The sequence below is a fragment of the Actinoallomurus sp. CA-142502 genome, assembly GCF_050936355.1.
In the GTDB taxonomy this organism is placed as follows: Bacteria; Actinomycetota; Actinomycetes; order Streptosporangiales; family Streptosporangiaceae; genus Actinoallomurus; species Actinoallomurus iriomotensis.
On sequence record NZ_JBNJMY010000001.1, the window covers coordinates 2,088,604 to 2,103,534 of the forward strand.

The 14,931-nt window shown below is 68.5% G+C and carries 15 protein-coding genes; 10 read left to right on the top strand and 5 right to left on the bottom strand.

The window, feature by feature from the left end:
* Positions 1-14: 14 nt before the first annotated feature.
* The 3 genes from ACQEV1_RS10185 to ACQEV1_RS10195 all read right to left on the bottom strand — a co-directional run bounded on the left by ACQEV1_RS10185 (position 15) and on the right by ACQEV1_RS10195 (position 3,720).
* The gene (locus ACQEV1_RS10185; RefSeq protein ID WP_433393268.1) at positions 15-1,625 is read right to left on the bottom strand and encodes an FAD-dependent oxidoreductase; all 1,611 of its coding nucleotides are present in this window, start codon (positions 1,623-1,625) and stop codon (positions 15-17) included.
* A 299-nt stretch (positions 1,626-1,924) separates the two neighbouring features.
* Positions 1,925-2,791 (bottom strand): hypothetical protein, encoded by an 867-nt coding sequence (locus tag ACQEV1_RS10190; RefSeq protein WP_433393270.1) that lies wholly within the window; start codon positions 2,789-2,791, stop codon positions 1,925-1,927.
* A 524-nt stretch (positions 2,792-3,315) separates the two neighbouring features.
* A complete protein-coding gene (locus tag ACQEV1_RS10195; protein WP_433393272.1) occupies positions 3,316-3,720 on the bottom strand; it encodes a DUF4259 domain-containing protein in 405 nt (134 codons plus the stop codon).
* Between the two features lie 288 nt (positions 3,721-4,008).
* Between ACQEV1_RS10195 and ACQEV1_RS10200 the strand changes: the two genes are divergently transcribed.
* Both ACQEV1_RS10200 and ACQEV1_RS10205 read left to right on the top strand, forming a co-directional pair.
* Positions 4,009-4,248 carry a DUF7683 domain-containing protein gene (locus ACQEV1_RS10200; RefSeq protein ID WP_285620566.1) on the top strand — a complete coding sequence of 80 codons (240 nt, stop codon included), beginning with the start codon at positions 4,009-4,011 and terminating at the stop codon, positions 4,246-4,248.
* Positions 4,249-4,428: 180 nt separating this feature from the next.
* Entirely contained in the window at positions 4,429-5,388 is a 960-nt protein-coding gene (locus ACQEV1_RS10205; RefSeq protein WP_433393274.1) for an IS481 family transposase, read from the top strand.
* On the opposite strand, the gene ACQEV1_RS10210 is transcribed toward ACQEV1_RS10205, so the two are convergent.
* Both ACQEV1_RS10210 and ACQEV1_RS10215 read right to left on the bottom strand, forming a co-directional pair.
* Positions 5,385-6,587 (bottom strand): DUF418 domain-containing protein, encoded by a 1,203-nt coding sequence (locus ACQEV1_RS10210; protein ID WP_285620562.1) that lies wholly within the window; start codon positions 6,585-6,587, stop codon positions 5,385-5,387. The genes ACQEV1_RS10205 and ACQEV1_RS10210 overlap by 4 nt on opposite strands.
* A 91-nt stretch (positions 6,588-6,678) precedes the next feature.
* On the bottom strand, positions 6,679-7,284 hold the full coding sequence (locus ACQEV1_RS10215; RefSeq protein ID WP_285620559.1) for a class I SAM-dependent methyltransferase: 606 nt from the start codon (positions 7,282-7,284) through the stop codon (positions 6,679-6,681).
* Positions 7,285-7,641: 357 nt separating this feature from the next.
* Here ACQEV1_RS10215 and ACQEV1_RS10220 point away from each other — a divergent pair, with 357 nt between their 5' ends.
* The 8 genes from ACQEV1_RS10220 to ACQEV1_RS10255 all read left to right on the top strand — a co-directional run bounded on the left by ACQEV1_RS10220 (position 7,642) and on the right by ACQEV1_RS10255 (position 14,909).
* On the top strand, positions 7,642-8,394 hold the full coding sequence (locus ACQEV1_RS10220) for a GntR family transcriptional regulator (protein WP_433393277.1): 753 nt from the start codon (positions 7,642-7,644) through the stop codon (positions 8,392-8,394).
* A gap of 21 nt (positions 8,395-8,415) precedes the next feature.
* Complete coding sequence (locus tag ACQEV1_RS10225; protein ID WP_285568368.1) at positions 8,416-9,678, top strand: ABC transporter substrate-binding protein; 1,263 nt, start codon at positions 8,416-8,418, stop codon at positions 9,676-9,678.
* A gap of 5 nt (positions 9,679-9,683) precedes the next feature.
* Positions 9,684-10,547 (top strand): carbohydrate ABC transporter permease, encoded by an 864-nt coding sequence (locus ACQEV1_RS10230; protein ID WP_285568370.1) that lies wholly within the window; start codon positions 9,684-9,686, stop codon positions 10,545-10,547.
* A 68-nt stretch (positions 10,548-10,615) separates the two neighbouring features.
* Positions 10,616-11,431 (top strand): carbohydrate ABC transporter permease, encoded by an 816-nt coding sequence (locus ACQEV1_RS10235; RefSeq protein ID WP_285620551.1) that lies wholly within the window; start codon positions 10,616-10,618, stop codon positions 11,429-11,431.
* The gene (locus ACQEV1_RS10240) at positions 11,428-12,342 is read left to right on the top strand and encodes an N-acetylglucosamine kinase (RefSeq protein WP_433393280.1); all 915 of its coding nucleotides are present in this window, start codon (positions 11,428-11,430) and stop codon (positions 12,340-12,342) included. Before ACQEV1_RS10235 ends, ACQEV1_RS10240 begins: the two co-directional genes overlap by 4 nt.
* Complete coding sequence (locus ACQEV1_RS10245; RefSeq protein ID WP_433393282.1) at positions 12,339-12,986, top strand: N-acetylmannosamine-6-phosphate 2-epimerase; 648 nt, start codon at positions 12,339-12,341, stop codon at positions 12,984-12,986. The genes ACQEV1_RS10240 and ACQEV1_RS10245 overlap by 4 nt, the downstream gene beginning before the upstream one ends.
* A complete protein-coding gene (locus ACQEV1_RS10250; RefSeq protein WP_433393284.1) occupies positions 12,983-14,149 on the top strand; it encodes a hypothetical protein in 1,167 nt (388 codons plus the stop codon). Before ACQEV1_RS10245 ends, ACQEV1_RS10250 begins: the two co-directional genes overlap by 4 nt.
* Positions 14,142-14,909, top strand: a complete 768-nt coding sequence (locus ACQEV1_RS10255; protein ID WP_285620540.1) for an SIS domain-containing protein — start codon at positions 14,142-14,144, stop codon at positions 14,907-14,909. The genes ACQEV1_RS10250 and ACQEV1_RS10255 overlap by 8 nt, the downstream gene beginning before the upstream one ends.
* Positions 14,910-14,931 lie beyond the last annotated feature (22 nt).

The window sequence follows — 14,931 nt, forward strand, 5'->3', positions numbered from 1 at the left end:
TCCTCAAGACTCGTTCATCGATCGCCCCGGACCAGCGACGCACGGCGCTCGGCCGGGTCGTGCCCGGTGACCACCACGGTCACCTGCGTCGCTTCGATACGATCCGGCATCTCGGCCGGGACGGGGATCATCGGCTCTCGCCGGTCCGCTGTGTGGGAGGCGGGTGGGAAGGGCGCGGCCTGCTCGATCAGGTGCTGGTAGTGCTCCAGCCACATGGCCTGGTCAAAGGTGACCGCGGCCGTGACCCGGCCCCGGTTGCCGTAGACGGCGACGAACCGGCGCTCGGCGACGGAGCCGTGCACGATGGCCACCTCATCGGCGAAGGTCGGCACACCGACGGACTTGATGTTGGTGCCGAACTGGTTGGACCAGAAGATCGGCAAGGACAGGTGCGGCCAGCGATGCATCTGATCGCTGAGCATGTTGTGCGCGGCGATCTCGGCCTGGGCGACCGCGTTGCCCCAGTGCTCCAGTGCCATGAACTGGTAGCCGTAGACCGGATGCGGGAACCGCGCCACGTCCCCGGCGACGAAGACGTCATCGGTGACCAGCCCGTTGATGTCGAAGGCGCGGCAGCCCGCGTCACAGGCCACGCCCCAGACCCCGGCCGCCAGCCCCGAATCCTCCAGCCATTCGACATTGCGGATCGCCCCGAGCGCGACGATCGCCACGTCGGCCTCCACCGTGGTGCCATCGGACAACCGCGCTGAGCGGAACCGCCCGTCGGCATCGCCCTCCAACGCCTCAACCGTCACCTCGCACCGCAGATCCACGCCATGCGCCCGCTGCAGGTCGGCCGCGACCGCACCGATCACACCGCCCAGGGCACCGACCAGAGGCGCCGGACCACGCTCGACCACGGTCACCGGAACGTCGAGTTCCCGGCATACCGACGCGACCTCCGACCCGGTGAACCCCGCGCCGATGACCAGCACCCGGCGCGGCTTGGCGGCCAGGCACTCCCGCAGCCGTATCGCCTCATCCATCGTGCGAAGCGCGAAGACTCCGTCCAGCGTCGCCTCGGCTTCGTTCGGCCATGGCCTGGCGCGGGCGCCGGTGGCGATCAGCAGCCGGTCGAAGGGCACCTCCCGGCCGTCGGCGAGCGTCACCCGCTTGGCGACCACGTCAAGGCCGGTGGCAGGTGCACCCGACAGCCACTCCGCCTCGATCTCGCTCAGGTGTGGCAGCAGCGTGTGATCTGCGGGCACCCGACCGGCCAGGACCTGCTTGGACAGTGGCGGGCGGTCGTAGGGTTCGTACGGCTCACCCCCGATCACGGTCAGCGTCCCGGTGAACCCTTCCCGGCGGAGTACGCCCGCCGCCCGCCCCCCGGCCAGCGAAGCGCCGACGATCACGATGCGCCCCGTCTTGCGGAACGCGTCGTCACCGAGCGGCGGCCGAGCCGCAGCGGTTCTCATCCCCTTGCGCTGGATGGCCATCCACTCCACGTGGATCGCCTGGACCGGGCAGGCCGCCGCCGCCCGCAGGACGTGCTCACGCTGCGCGTCGTCCGCGTCCGGGTCGTACACCAGCGCCTCTTCACCGCGCATCGCGAACACCTCAGGCGCCAGAAACGCGCACTGGCCATACCCCTGACAACGCGTGAGATCGACGATCACCCGCACGGTGCACTCCCCCCGAGCGCGGATTCCCTATGGCCCTTAAGCCAAGCCCCGGCCGCCTCTCCCTTACGCTGACCTACCCCGCGTTCCGGTTGTTCAAGGCGGCGTCGGACGGGCCGGGCGACAGCGGGCTTCCGCGGACGATGGCGCCGACGGCCCTCAGCCCAGGGTTCCATCTCCTTCAGCTCTACCGGCTCTCCGGCGAGGCGCTGGGTCCCCGACCGCAGGCCCCCGGTTCGCGCCGTGTGTGCCAGTGCGGTGTGCCTGGCACACACGGCGCCGCGTTGACGGGGAAATCCGGGTCAGCCCGTGCAGTTCCGTATCGTGCCGACAGGCACGCAGTTGTTCGGAGTGTTGCTGGTGACAGCGCTCGCGATGAGATTCACTCGGCTTGGCAGGCCCGCGTTGAAGATGCCGCCACCGCTGGTCGCGGAGTTGAGCGTGATGTTGGTGCTCTGCAGGAGCAGGCGACCGTCCGGCGCGTTGTACACGCCACCGCCCTGTGCGCCGGCGGTGTTGAGGTCAACGGTGCTGCCGACGGTCTCGGTGCTGCCGCCTTGGCCGTTGTAGAGGCCGCCGCCATTCGTATTGGCGTGATTGTGGCGGATCACGCTGTTCTGCATGTTGAGGGCGCCGTCGTTGTACACACCGCCACCGCCGCCACCGCCGGCGCGGGTCGTGTTGTCGTTGATGGACGACTGGTTCAGGTCCAGCCGCCCGCTGTCGTTGGAGACGCCGGCGCCGTTGTCCGCGGTGTTGCCCCTGATCGTCGAGCGGTACAGCGTCGTGGTGCCACGCGAGTTGAGGATGCCACCGCCCGTGTCATTGCTCGGGACGGTGTTGTTGGTCAGGCCGCCGGTGATAGTGGTGTTCTCCAGATCCAGGAAGGCGCCCGCCGCGACCTCGATGATCCGGAAGGGTGCCGCGGTCGCGGACCTGCTGATCTGAGTGCCGGATCCGCCGATGAGCTCGACATCCGCGTTGATGAGCAGGCCGTCCGGCCCTCGTCCGGTCGCGGACGGCGCGGTGAGGACGTAGTTACAACCTGTATCCAGCACGAGCACGCCCTCGCCGGTCTGGTTGGCGGCGGCGACCGCGTTGACCAGCGCCGGTGCACTGCAGGGCACCCTCACGACCTGGCGGGCGTGCGCCGGCGGAACGGCGGCCATTCCAGTCATCATCAGTGCGGCCGTGGCGATGCCGCCGCATTTCCTCATAGTCGAACCCATCAGGCCTCCCGGCCAATATGGACATATGACTGCCCGTGTGGTTGAAATTGCTTTCTCTGTCGTTTCAGAAAAATGGCAAGCGTGTCCGTTCGCATAGGCAAGGCCGCACGCTATCATGCTGCATCGATTCTTTGAAACCTTTGAAATCTTTACCATTGCGAGGAAGCTTTTATCTGGTCGAATGTTTCGGGAAATAGGTGTGCCGAAAAGGGCGTCGTCGTGCCGACGACCGTCGCACTGAGCGGTGGTGGGGGACTGCCAGAGCAGCCATTAGCGCCATGACTACTGGCGAAGTGTCGGCATAAGCCGCCTTGTAAGCGTCAGGTCGCCGGTTCGAATCCGGCCGGAGGCTCAGTGCCGGTCCGGGGGACGCCCCCCGGAGCTCCCCGATGTAGGGGACTGTCGTCCCCTACAGGTTGAGGTCGTAGGAGGGCTTGGTCGCCGCAGCGGACCTCGCGGCGTCGTCAGGGTCGTCCTACCGCGCGTCGGTACGGCTTCAGTTCCGCCGCCACGTCATCGAGCCCGTTAGATCGGACCCACAGGTCATGCCACTCGTTGTCGGCCGGGTCCAACAACCGGTCGAATGTGCGGCCGGCCAACACCGCAAGATCTTCCGGACAGCCGAACACGTGGGCCGCCAGATCGTCCGCAAGCTCGGGATCCACCTCAAGGCCCGCGTAGCGAATGGCCACCAACGCCGCGGCCGCCGCCGCCCGATCACCGTCGACCGCATCGACCCGCCCAGGCGCATCAACGACCTGCGACAGGATCTTGCGCAGGTGCGCAGGTGTGTCGCCCGTCCGCTCCAGCTCGGCGAGGAAGTCACCGGCCGTATCGTTGTCAAAGGGGCCGCATCCCCAAGCACCCACGGCATCTCCAGCACTCGTCCGGCCTTACGAAACGAAGAACCGCCCCTCCGGCGGGGGTACTCCGGCTCGGGTATGCCCGACACCGCGCATACCCTGAAGGCCGGCCAGTGGCTGAGGCGGAAGCCGAGTCATCCCCAGCGCCGACGTCCCAGGCATGGCCGAGCAGCCGTCCCGCGTACTCGTCACCCGTCCGGGCGCCTTATCGGCACGGTTCTGACGCAGGTCAGGTATGCGATCAGCATGACGTGGCGCTCCGTTGGTAGCCGGCGGCGCCATAACCTGTGACACATGGGATGGCGGCTCGCTGCCTACGACAGCAAAGATGAGTGGTTGCGGACGACCCTTCCGATCACTCGGGATCAGCTGGTCCGAATCCGAGAGATGTTCGACCGGGGTGATGACGAGTGGATGGTCTACTGCTACGAGGTCAAGCACGAGATGTGGCCCCGCATCATCGAGACGCTTGGTTGTCCACCGCCGGAAGAAGGGCTCCTCTACTTCGTAGAAGGAGTCGCGACTGACGGGTGAGCCGAGCGGCTCGCCCGCCAACGTGTCCTCACAACGGTTTCCCGGCGTACGGCTGCCCTAGTTGTGCTGTCCGGGGACGTTGGTGACAGGCGACACGCCCTGGGTGGTTCTTGAACAAGGGGAGGGCCTTCTGGTTTCGGTGTGGATTGCGACATCTGCACCGACGTCCAGGAGGCCCTCATGCCCCACCGTAATGCCCCGCTGACCCCGACCGGCCGCCTGCGCCTGGCCCAGTGCATCGTTGAGGACGGCTGGCCACTACGCCGGGCCGCCGAACGCTTCGGCGTCAGCCACACCACCGCCGCACGCTGGGCCACCCGCTACCGGCAACTGGGCGCCGCCGGCATGCATGACCGCTCCAGCCGCCCGCACCACAGCCCGCGCCGAACCCCACCACAAATCGAGGCACACGTGGTCGCGCTGCGCCGGGCGCACCGCATCGGCCCGCTCCGGCTGGCCGCCCGCACCGGCATCGCGCCCTCCACCGCTCACCGCATCCTGACCCGCCACGGCCTGCCACCCCTGGCGGTCTGTGACCGCGCCACCGGCGAACCCATCCGCCGCTACGAACGCCAACGCCCCGGCGACCTGGTCCACATCGACGTCAAGAAACTCGGCCGCATCCCCGACGGCGGCGGACACAAGACCCTGGGCCGCGCCGCCGGCCGCAAAAACCAGCGACGTGCCGGCATCGGCTACCTGTACCTGCACACCGCCCTGGACGACCACTCCCGCCTGGCCTACACCGAAACCCTCACCGACGAGACCGCCGCCACCTGCGCCGCCTTCCTCGTCCGCGCCACCGCGTGGTTCGCCGCCCGCGGCATCACCATCCAACGGGTCCTGACCGACAACGCCTGGGCCTACACCAAGACCACCTGGCGCACCATCTGCGACGAACTGGGCATCAGCCCTCGCTGGACCCGGCCCTACCGGCCCCAGACCAACGGCAAGGTCGAACGATTCCACCGCACCCTGACCGAGGAATGGGCCTACCACCAGCCCTACACCTCAGAAACCGAACGCCAAACCGTCCTCATCGACTGGCTGGACTGGTACAACTACCACCGACCCCACACCGGCATCGGCGGCCAAACCCCAGCCAGCCGCGTCACCAACCTGTCCGGACAGCACACCTAGTCCCCAGGCTTGGAGCCTGCCCTCATGGCCGGGAGCCTCGCCAGTGTGACCGCACGTAGGAGCCACTCGACAGGACCGTAGATGTGACCGGTGAGCCATTTCCTGCTCAGCCACAGTTGCGCGGCGAAGATGGCCACCGCCAACAGGAGGGCGCCCAGCGGTGAGACATGGCCGGCCAGGCGGAAACCGTACGCCGTGAACAGGACGGCGCAGATCAGGGATTGGCTCAGATAGTTGGTGAGTGCCATCCGGCCTGCCGGCGCTAGGGCGGCCATGACGCGACTGCCGGGCTCCGTCTGAAAGAAGCGCAACGCCGTTGCCATGTACGCGGCTGCCAGGAAAGAGCCGGTCAGCATCGTTACGGCGACCGGGGTGAGATCGCTGACAACACTGCCGGCGCTGGCCAGGTAAAACGCTCCCGCCAGTCCGACCGGAAAGCCTACCCACTGGATGCGCCGCAGGCTGCGGTCGTGTTCCTTGACGCGGGCCAGCACTTGGCGCTTGCCCGCAGCGAAACCGACAAGAAACGCGGCGAAGGAGCTGAGGCCCTGCACCGCCAGCGTCGCCGCCATAAGGGGCAGAATATGAATATTGCTGGTGATGAAGCTCGCGGGGCTGTTTCGCATGGCGGCCGTGGTCCGATGGCCCTCCGCGAGCGCGGTGACCGGATCGCTCGCGGTCGCGCCGTCGGCGAGCAGGAGGGTGACCACCAGCATCCCGACGATCGCGCCGGCCACGATCAGAGCGGTTCGGGGCTTGATGCCCCGCAAGGCGAACAGGATCAGCCCGAGCACCGCGTAGCAGGAAAGGATGTCGCCATAGAAGAGCAGCACGGCATGGATGAGGCCCAGCGTCAGAAGCCCGGCAAGACGACGCAGGATGCGCGGGGTGAATACCGCTCCCTGGCGGGCGGCCGAATCCATCTGGAGCGTGAAGCTATATCCGAAGAGAAAGGAAAATATCAGATAGAACTTCATCTCGAACACAAAGGTGATCAACCAACGTACGGCCTTGTCTTCGCCCGAAGTGTAAGCCGGATCCAGGGTGCCATGTATCGGGTACCCTGAAGCAAAGAACGCGATATTGACGACCAAGATGCCTAACAGGGCGAATCCCCGCAAGGCGTCGACATCCAATATCCGCGATGGTGTTGATGTCGCCGTGACTTGGGCGTTTCGCTTGCTCGCAAATGACTTCACGCAGACGAGACTATGGTCCGGAAAAACCGTCACCCAGCCGCTCAGGTCTACCCCAGAGGGTGTACCCAGCCCCCCTTTTCGACGGGGATCCTCAGCGGCGGTGGACGCTGATGGCGTAGCCACCGTCGTCGTAAGGGTCGGCGTCCCAAGTGGCGAAGCGGTCGACGAAGGTGAGGCCGGCCGCGGCGCAGTAGGCGTCGTACTCGGGCAGGGTGATGCTGGGCGGCACCGGCAGGTGGGCCTCGTCCAAGCCGAATCCGGCGACCATCAGACCGCCCGGGCGCAGGGTCGCGGCCAGGCGCGTGACCACCGCGAGCTCGGTGCCCGCGGCGAGAAGCGGAAAGATGTTGCCGGCGGCGACCACGAGATCGAAGTCCCCGGCCATAGTGACCGCGGCCGGGTCGAACTCCGCCAGGTCAGCCCGGATCCAGGGCAGTCCCGGCGCCGCTTTCCGCGCCACCGCCAGCATGGACGGATCAAGATCCACGCCGACGCAGTCGTACCCGAGCTCGGCAAGGCGGATCATGACTCGTCCGGTACCGCACCCGGCGTCCAGCACCCGCGCTCCGGCGGGAACAAGTGCGGCGCAGAACCGCGCCTCACCGTGCATGTCCTTGCCGCTGTCGGCCAGGGCCGCGAACCGCGCGGCGTAGTCCTCCCCGGACGTCCCACCGGTCAGCTCGTCCCAACGGCTCATGGCGGCAAGGATATTGAGCCGGTCGCCGCGCCGGACAGTGGACGGCATGCCAATCGCACGGACGGCGGGGAGGTCTTCCCGGGGTCGAGCCGCGATGAGCCGGACGGACCTTGAGTCGCTCGTACTGAAATTTCCGCGGACGGCGCCGGTCACACCTCCGGCAACCGATGGCCCCAACTTCCAGTAGACCACCGTGGTCCACCAGGCCCTGGATCTTCCTATTCTGCCTGGTTGATCGTATGGTCAGCTGCCTTGAGTGGTCTAACACGTATGCCTGGCGGCACCGCGGCGCAGGCAACACGCTGCTAGGAAAGGCCACGGGATAGGCAGCTCTGAGCTGTGGACGGAGGTCCCGCGATGCAGGCCAGTTACAACAAGGTGTCGGCTATCCGTGCGCGGTTGCTGCAACTCATCGAGGATACCGAGGCGGGCACGGCGCTGCCGTCCGAGCGCGAACTGGCCCGCGAGTGGGACGTCGCCCGGATGACCTTGCGCCGAGCGACCGACGAGCTGGTCGTCGCCGGTCTGGTGGTGCGCGAGCAGGGCCGGGGCACGTTCGTGGCGCGGCAGAAGATGGCCCGGCCGATGGCGATGCAGTCGTTCTCGGACGGCATCCGGGATCGGGGTCTGCGTCCCAGCAGCCGGGTGGTGGAGTTCCGGAGGCTGCGCCGCGGGGGCGTCCGGTCTCGGGTACTGCGCATTCCGTCCAACGATCCGGTCGTGCGGTTCACCCGGCTGCGCCTGGCCGAAGGCGAACCGATCGGCCTGGAGACCACCTGGGTCGGGGCGGGCCGGGTGCCCGGCCTGACGCAGGACGATCTCACCGGGTCGTGGTACGAGCTGCTGGCCGAGCGGTACGAAACACACATCCTCACCGGCACATCGGTGATCGAGATCGCCATGGCGTCGGAACGGGAAGCGCGGCTGCTCGAGTGCGAGCCCGGCGCGGCCCTGCTCCGTATCGAGACGACTAGTTACGGGAAAGCCGGCCGGGTCGTCGACTTCGGCGTCGACCTGTTCCGAGCCGACCGGTACTCCCTGATGACCGACCGCCTCGCCGTACGACCAATTGCCCGCCGGCCGCGGCTGTCGGCCGCGGCGCCCGCCTGATCAACACGAGGGATGACCGTCATGAAGAAGCTGAGCGCCGTCCTGGCGCTGTGCGTGGTCGGCGTCGCGATGACCGCGTGCGGTTCCGGAAGCAGTGGCAGTGGTGACAAGGTGCATCTGACGTTCTGGACGCACACCCACCCGCCGATGATCGCGCTGAACAAGAAGCTGATCGCCGAGTACGAGAAGGCGCATCCCAACGTCACGATCGACTACCAGCAGATCCCGAACACCGACTTCAACACGAAGATGCTCACGTCGCTGAGCAACGGCTCGGGACCGGACGTGATCAACATGGACGACGTGGCGCTTCGCGGCGACTACATCCCCAAGCGCCTGCTCGCACCGATGGACTCCGCCGCGCAGACCGCCGCCGAGGGACGGTACCTGCCCAATACGCTCGACGGCGCGAAGGGGCCGGACGGCAAGGTGTACGGGCTGCCCACCGAGTTCAACGCCACGGCGTTCGCCATCAACAAGGCGGCGTTCAAGAAGGCCGGCCTCGACCCGGCCGACCCGCCCAAGACGTGGGACGACGTGGCCGCCGACGGGAAGAAGCTGATCGCCGCCGGGCAGGGTGGGTTCAACTTCCTCTACCTCAGCGCCGGCCAGTACACCCAGCAGCTGCAGATCCTGCTGAACGAGACCGGTGGACGCATCGTCAGCGACGACGGCAAGAAGGCGACGATCGACCAGCCGCTCGGCGTGCAGGCGCTCGAGCTGTGGAACACCCTGGTGAACAAGGACAAACTCGGTGACCCGCACACCGCCTCCCACGACGCGACGGCGCCGTTCGCCGACTTCGAGGCGGGCAAGACGTCCATGACGGTCATGTACCCGTGGGGTGTCGGGCAGATCGCCCAGGACAACCCGAAGACCTACAAGAACATGGAAGTCGTGCCGCTGCCGCAGGTGGACCCGAGCAAGCCGAACGGCCGCTGGTACGGCTACTACATGGCGGTGAACAAGGCGTCCAAGCACCAGGCCGAGGCGTGGAAGTTCATCGACTACGTGACCTCGCAGAACCAGCGGTGGCTCACCGACGTCAACTTCATCCAGCCGGTCAAGGACTGGTCGTCGTCGCCGGCGGCGGCGAAGGTGCCGTTCCTGAAGGTCTGGGAACAGGCTTACCAGCAGGGGCGATTCGACGAGGTGGCACCGCACTGGGCCGAGGTGCAGGACGCCATCAAGACGGCGATCGAGAGCACCGTGCTGGACGGCAAGCCGGCCGGCTCGACCTTGAAGCAGGCCGCCGACACGATCAACCAGTCGCTGTCGGAGTGAGCGCCATGACGACCCTGAACGTACGGGCGTCGGCGCATCGCAAGATCATCGGTGCCGTGTTCGCGGTGCCGGCGCTGGCCCTGTTCGGCCTGTTCGCCGTCTACCCGATGGTCCGGGTGTTCTACATCAGCCTGTTCGACTACGACCTGACCAGCCCGCCGCACTGGGTCGGATTCGCCAACTACGGATTCCTGTGGCACAGCGAGCAGTTCCACCAGTCTCTCGAGGCCACCGGCTTCTACCTGCTGTTCACGTACGTGCCGGCCGTGCTGCTGGCCCTGCTGCTCGCGCTCGGCCTGGACACGAAACTGCCGGGCAGCGGCTTCATCCGGCTGCTGTACTTCGCACCGGTCGCCATGTCCTGGGTGGCCATCTCGGTGATCTGGCGACTGCTGTTCCAGCCGGACGGGTTGCTCAACCAGGTGCTCGGTACGCACACCCCCTGGCTGACCAGCGCCAAGTCCGCCGAGTGGGCGCTGGTGATCGCGAGCGTCTGGAAGGAGACCGGGCTCTTCCTGATCCTCTTCCTGGCCGGCCTGTCGAGGATCCCGCGCGAGCTGCGTGAGGCCGCATCCCTCGACGGGGCCGGGGCGTTCCGCTCGTTCCGGTACATCACGCTGCCGCTGCTCAAACCGATGACCGCGGTCGTGTGCGTGATGGCGGTGATCCGAGGCTGCCAGTCGTTCAGCCCGCAGGTCGTGCTGACGGGCGGCAGCTTCAAGACCCAGGTCGTCAACCTCTACGTCTACAAGACCGCCTTCGAGAACGCCCGGATGGGACGCGCGTCCGCGGTGGCGGTGCTCCTGTTCTTCGCACTGCTGATGGTGACCATGCTGCAACTGCGCCTGTTCCGGTCGGGTGAGCGATGACGGACGTGCTCAAGCGGCCTCCCGTAGCGGTGTCGTCCGCCACCCCGGTACGCCGGCGTCGACGGCGAGTGAACGTTCGTGCGGTCGTGCTGTACGGCCTGCTGCTGCCCGGCGGGTTGCTGTTCGCGTCGGTGTTCGTCTACGCGGTGCTGTCGGCGCTGAAGCCGGCCGACGAGGTGCTGTCGACGCACTGGTGGCCGAGCCGGTTCGTGTGGTCGAACTTCACGCTGCCGTTCACGACGGTGCCGTTCGCCCGCTACTACCTGAACAGCGTGGTGGTGGGCGTGGCGGTCACACTGCTGAACGTCGTCACCTGCACGCTGGCGGCCTACAGCTTCTCGAAGTTCTCCTACCGCGGGCGGACGTTGCTGTACCTGATCGTGCTGGCGACCATGATGATTCCGCTGGAGGTCATCTACGTCCCGTTGTACGCCCTGGTCTTCAAGCTGCACTGGGTGAACAGCTTCGCCGGTCTGATCGTGCCGGCCGGCACGAGCGCGTTCGGCATCCTGCTGATGCGGCAGAGCATCAACGGCCTGCCCGACGAGGTCCTCGACGCCGCCCGGCTCGACGGCGCGGGCGAGATGCGCATCCTGTGGCGCATCGTCGCACCGATGATGACCGCACCCATGTCGGCGCTCGCGCTCGTCGTGTTCATGACCACCTGGGACAGCCACCTGTGGCCGCTGCTGGTGGGCAGCGACGACGGCCACAAGACGCTGCCGGTCGGCCTGGCGGCCATGCAGGCCGACAACGCCGGCGCCACCGGCATCCCCATGCTCGTGGCGGCGGCGGTCATGGCCGTGCTGCCCACCCTGTTGCTGTTCTGCTTCCTGCAGAAGCGATTCGTCGAGGGGATCACGATGTCGGCGGGCATTCAATGAGCGAATTCGCCGTGGACGGCGGACAGACCCGGCTGCGCCTGGGCCTGGTGGTCGACGGCGCGGTGCGCGATGTCGTCGAGCACGACGGCTTCCGGTACCGCCCGTCCGTGGACCCGGTGGACAGCACCGTACGAGCGGTATGCGCCGCCGTCGACGGACGCCCGGTCGGCCGCATCGCCCTTGGCCTGACCAGCGCACCGTCCACGGTGGACGGTGCTCGTCGCATGGCACGAGCGATGTTGGACGCGATCGGCGCGGACGAGGTGCTGCTCGCCGGTGACGTGGTGACGGCGCACGCCGGTGCGCTGGGCGGCGGCCCCGGCGTCGTGATCACGGCCGGTACCGGCACGAACTGCCTGGGCGTCAACGGCGACGGGATCGAGCACGCCGACGGGTTCGGCCACCTGCTCGGCGACGACGGCAGCGGCTTCTCGATCGGCCGGTCCGGCGTGGCCGCCGCGCTGCGCGCCCGTGAAGGTCGCGGCCCGGCCACGTCCCTGGTCGACGTCCTCGACGCGCACTTCGCCGACGTCCCGGACTTCCCGCATGGCATCTACAGCACGGTCAATCCGGTGGCGTCGATCGCGTCGTTCACCCGGGCGGTCGTCGCGGAGGCCCGCGCTGGAGACGCCGTCGCATCGGAGCTCTGGGCACGGGCGGCCGACCGGCTCGTCGACACCACCATGAGCGTGGTGCGCCGCTGCTTCCCGGATGCGGCCGAGGTGCCGGTCTCGTACACAGGACGGCTGTTCGACGTGGCCGACCTGCTGCGCGAGCCGTTCGTGGCCGGCCTGGCCGCGCGCTGCCCCGAGGCGCGGGTGCGCGAGCCGCAGGGTGCCTCGATCGACGGGGCCGCCCGGCTGCTCCGCGAGCATCCGTACGGCACGCTGGTCACCCGGGAGGCGCGATGATCTTCCCGCGCGGCTCGCTGGTCGTGTCCTGCCAGGCGCCGCCGGCCAGTCCGTTCCACGGTCCGGCCGGGATGACGCTGATGGCGCGGGCGGCCGCGCTCGGTGGGGCGGCCGGCATCCGGGCCAACGGCGCCGCCGACATCGCCGCGATCCATGCCGCCGTCGACCTGCCGATCATCGGTATCTCCAAGACCGGCGACCCGGACGGCGTGTACATCACGCCGACGTTCGCAGCGGCGGCACCGCTGGTCTCGGCGGGCGCCTCCATCGTCGGCCTCGACGCGACGCTGCGGCCACGGCCGGAAACGTTGTCCGGCCTGATCGCCCGCATCCACGGTGAGCTGGGTGTTCCGGTGCTGGCCGACGTCGACTCGGTGGCCGCCGGCGTGGCCGCGGCCTCGGCCGGCGCCGACCTCGTCGCGACGACGTTGTCCGGCTACACCGGCGGTCCCGTGCCGTCAGAACCGGATCTGGGGCTGGTACGCGGCCTGGCCGTAGAGCTCTCCTGCCCGATCGTGGCCGAAGGGCGCTACGTCACGCCGGCGGACGTGTCGGCCGCCTTCGACGCCGGCGCGACCGCCGTCGTCGTCGGTACGGCGATCACCAATCCCACCGCCATCACGCGCCGGCTGGTGGAGCGATGAGGATCGGTGCCGCGTCCTCTCCGCTGGCCGTACCCCTCGGCGCTGCGCTCGGCGGCTATGCCGACCGGGTCGGCGGCGCCACCGGCACTCTGGACGAGCTGCAGGTGTGGTGCGTTCGCCTCGGCGGCCTCACCCTGGTCGTCGCCGACGTGGTGTGCGTGCGCGGCGACCTGGCCGACTCCGTGTCAGCGGCGCTCGGGGGCGGCCCGGTCTGGACGACCGCCACGCACACGCACTCGGGTCCCGACCTGAACTGCGGGCCGGGCATCCGGCCGACGCCGGCACCGTGGCTGGAGGCGATCCCGGCAGCGGCCGCCGAGGCGGCATCGCGCGTCGTCGTGGCGGACGCGACGCTGGCGTGGCACGCCGGCGCCCTGCACGGGGTGGGTTCGGTACGCGCGCGTACGGACGGCGCGCCGTCCGTACCGGTGGACGTGCTGGCGGCCCGTGACGATGACGGCAGGCTGCGGGGAGTGGTCGTGGTGTCGCCGATTCACCCGACCGTGCTGCCGGCGGGCAACACCAGGGTCAGCGCCGACCTGGCCGGGGCGGTGCGCCGCGCCGTGCGACGGCGACTCGGCCCGTCGACCTGGGTCGTCGTCGCCACCGGCTGCGCCGGCGACATCAGCACGCGGATGACGCGGCGCGCCTCGACACCAGAGGAGTGCGACCGCCTCGGCGAACTCGCCGCCGCGCAGATCGTCGACGTCCTGGCCACCGAGCCGATCCACCTCGAACGCGGCGACCCGCCGGTCCAGGCCGGGACGCGAACCCTGCGACTGCCCATCCGTCCGGCCGAGGACGTGCCGGCGGCGCCGTCCGGCGACGGCCGCATCGCGCACACGTATCGGCAGGGCCTGGCGGTCGCTCGCGAGCGGATGACCCGCCACCCCGACGGCGTCGCCATGCTGCGCGTCGACACGGTCCGACTCGGCGCCATCCGGCTGGCCGGAATCGGCGCCGAACCGTACCTGGCGGTACGGGACCTGGTCGACGGCGTCGTCCTCGGCTACGCGAACGGCTACGCCGGTTATCTACCGGATGCCGATGCCTTCGAGACGCCTGGCTACGAGGTGCTGTCCAGCCCGTTCCGGCCCGACGCGGCCGGCCGGGCGACGCGCGCCATCAACGAGATGTTCGAAGCGGAGGAGAGCGATGACTGACACGGTGCAGGTCGGCCAACAGGCGTGCGCGGAGATCATGCGCGATGCCGTTGACCGCGTGATCGAGACGCAGGTCGACAACATCGCGGCCGCGGCCGAGCTGGTCACGAAGTCGCTGCTCGCCGACGGCGTCATCCAGATGTTCGGCACCGGGCACTCCCGGTCGTTCGCCATGGAGATCGTCGGCCGCGCCGGCGGGCTGATCCCGGCGAACGGCCTGTCCGTCAAGGACCTCGTCATGTACGGCGGGGTACCTCCGGAGGAGATCCTCGACCCCTCGCTGGAACGCGACCCGAGCCTCGCCGCGCGCATCCTCGCGCTGGCGAACGTCCACCCTCAGGACGTGTTCATCATCGGGTCGAACTCCGGCGGCAACGGCGCGGTCGTCGAGCTCGCCCGGCTGGTGAAGGAGCGCGGCCACCCGGTCGTCGCGGTGACGTCGCTGAACCACTCGCGGCAGATCGAGTCCCGGCATCCATCGAAACTGCGACTGTTCGAGCTCGCCGACGTGGTGATCGACAACGGTGGCGTCTTCGGCGACGCCGCGCTGAACCTGCCGTCGGGTGCCGCGATCAGCGCGACCTCGTCGCTCACCAGCGTGCTGATCGCCCAGCTGCTGGTGACGGAGGTCTGCGGCCGGTTGCTCGCCGCGCACCAGGACGTCCCGGTGTTCATCTCGGCCAACATCCCCGGCGGCGACGAACACAACCAGGCCGTACTCGCCCACTACACCGGCCGGGTCCGGCTGGGTGAGCCCTGATCGACGCCCCCGAGACCGAAGG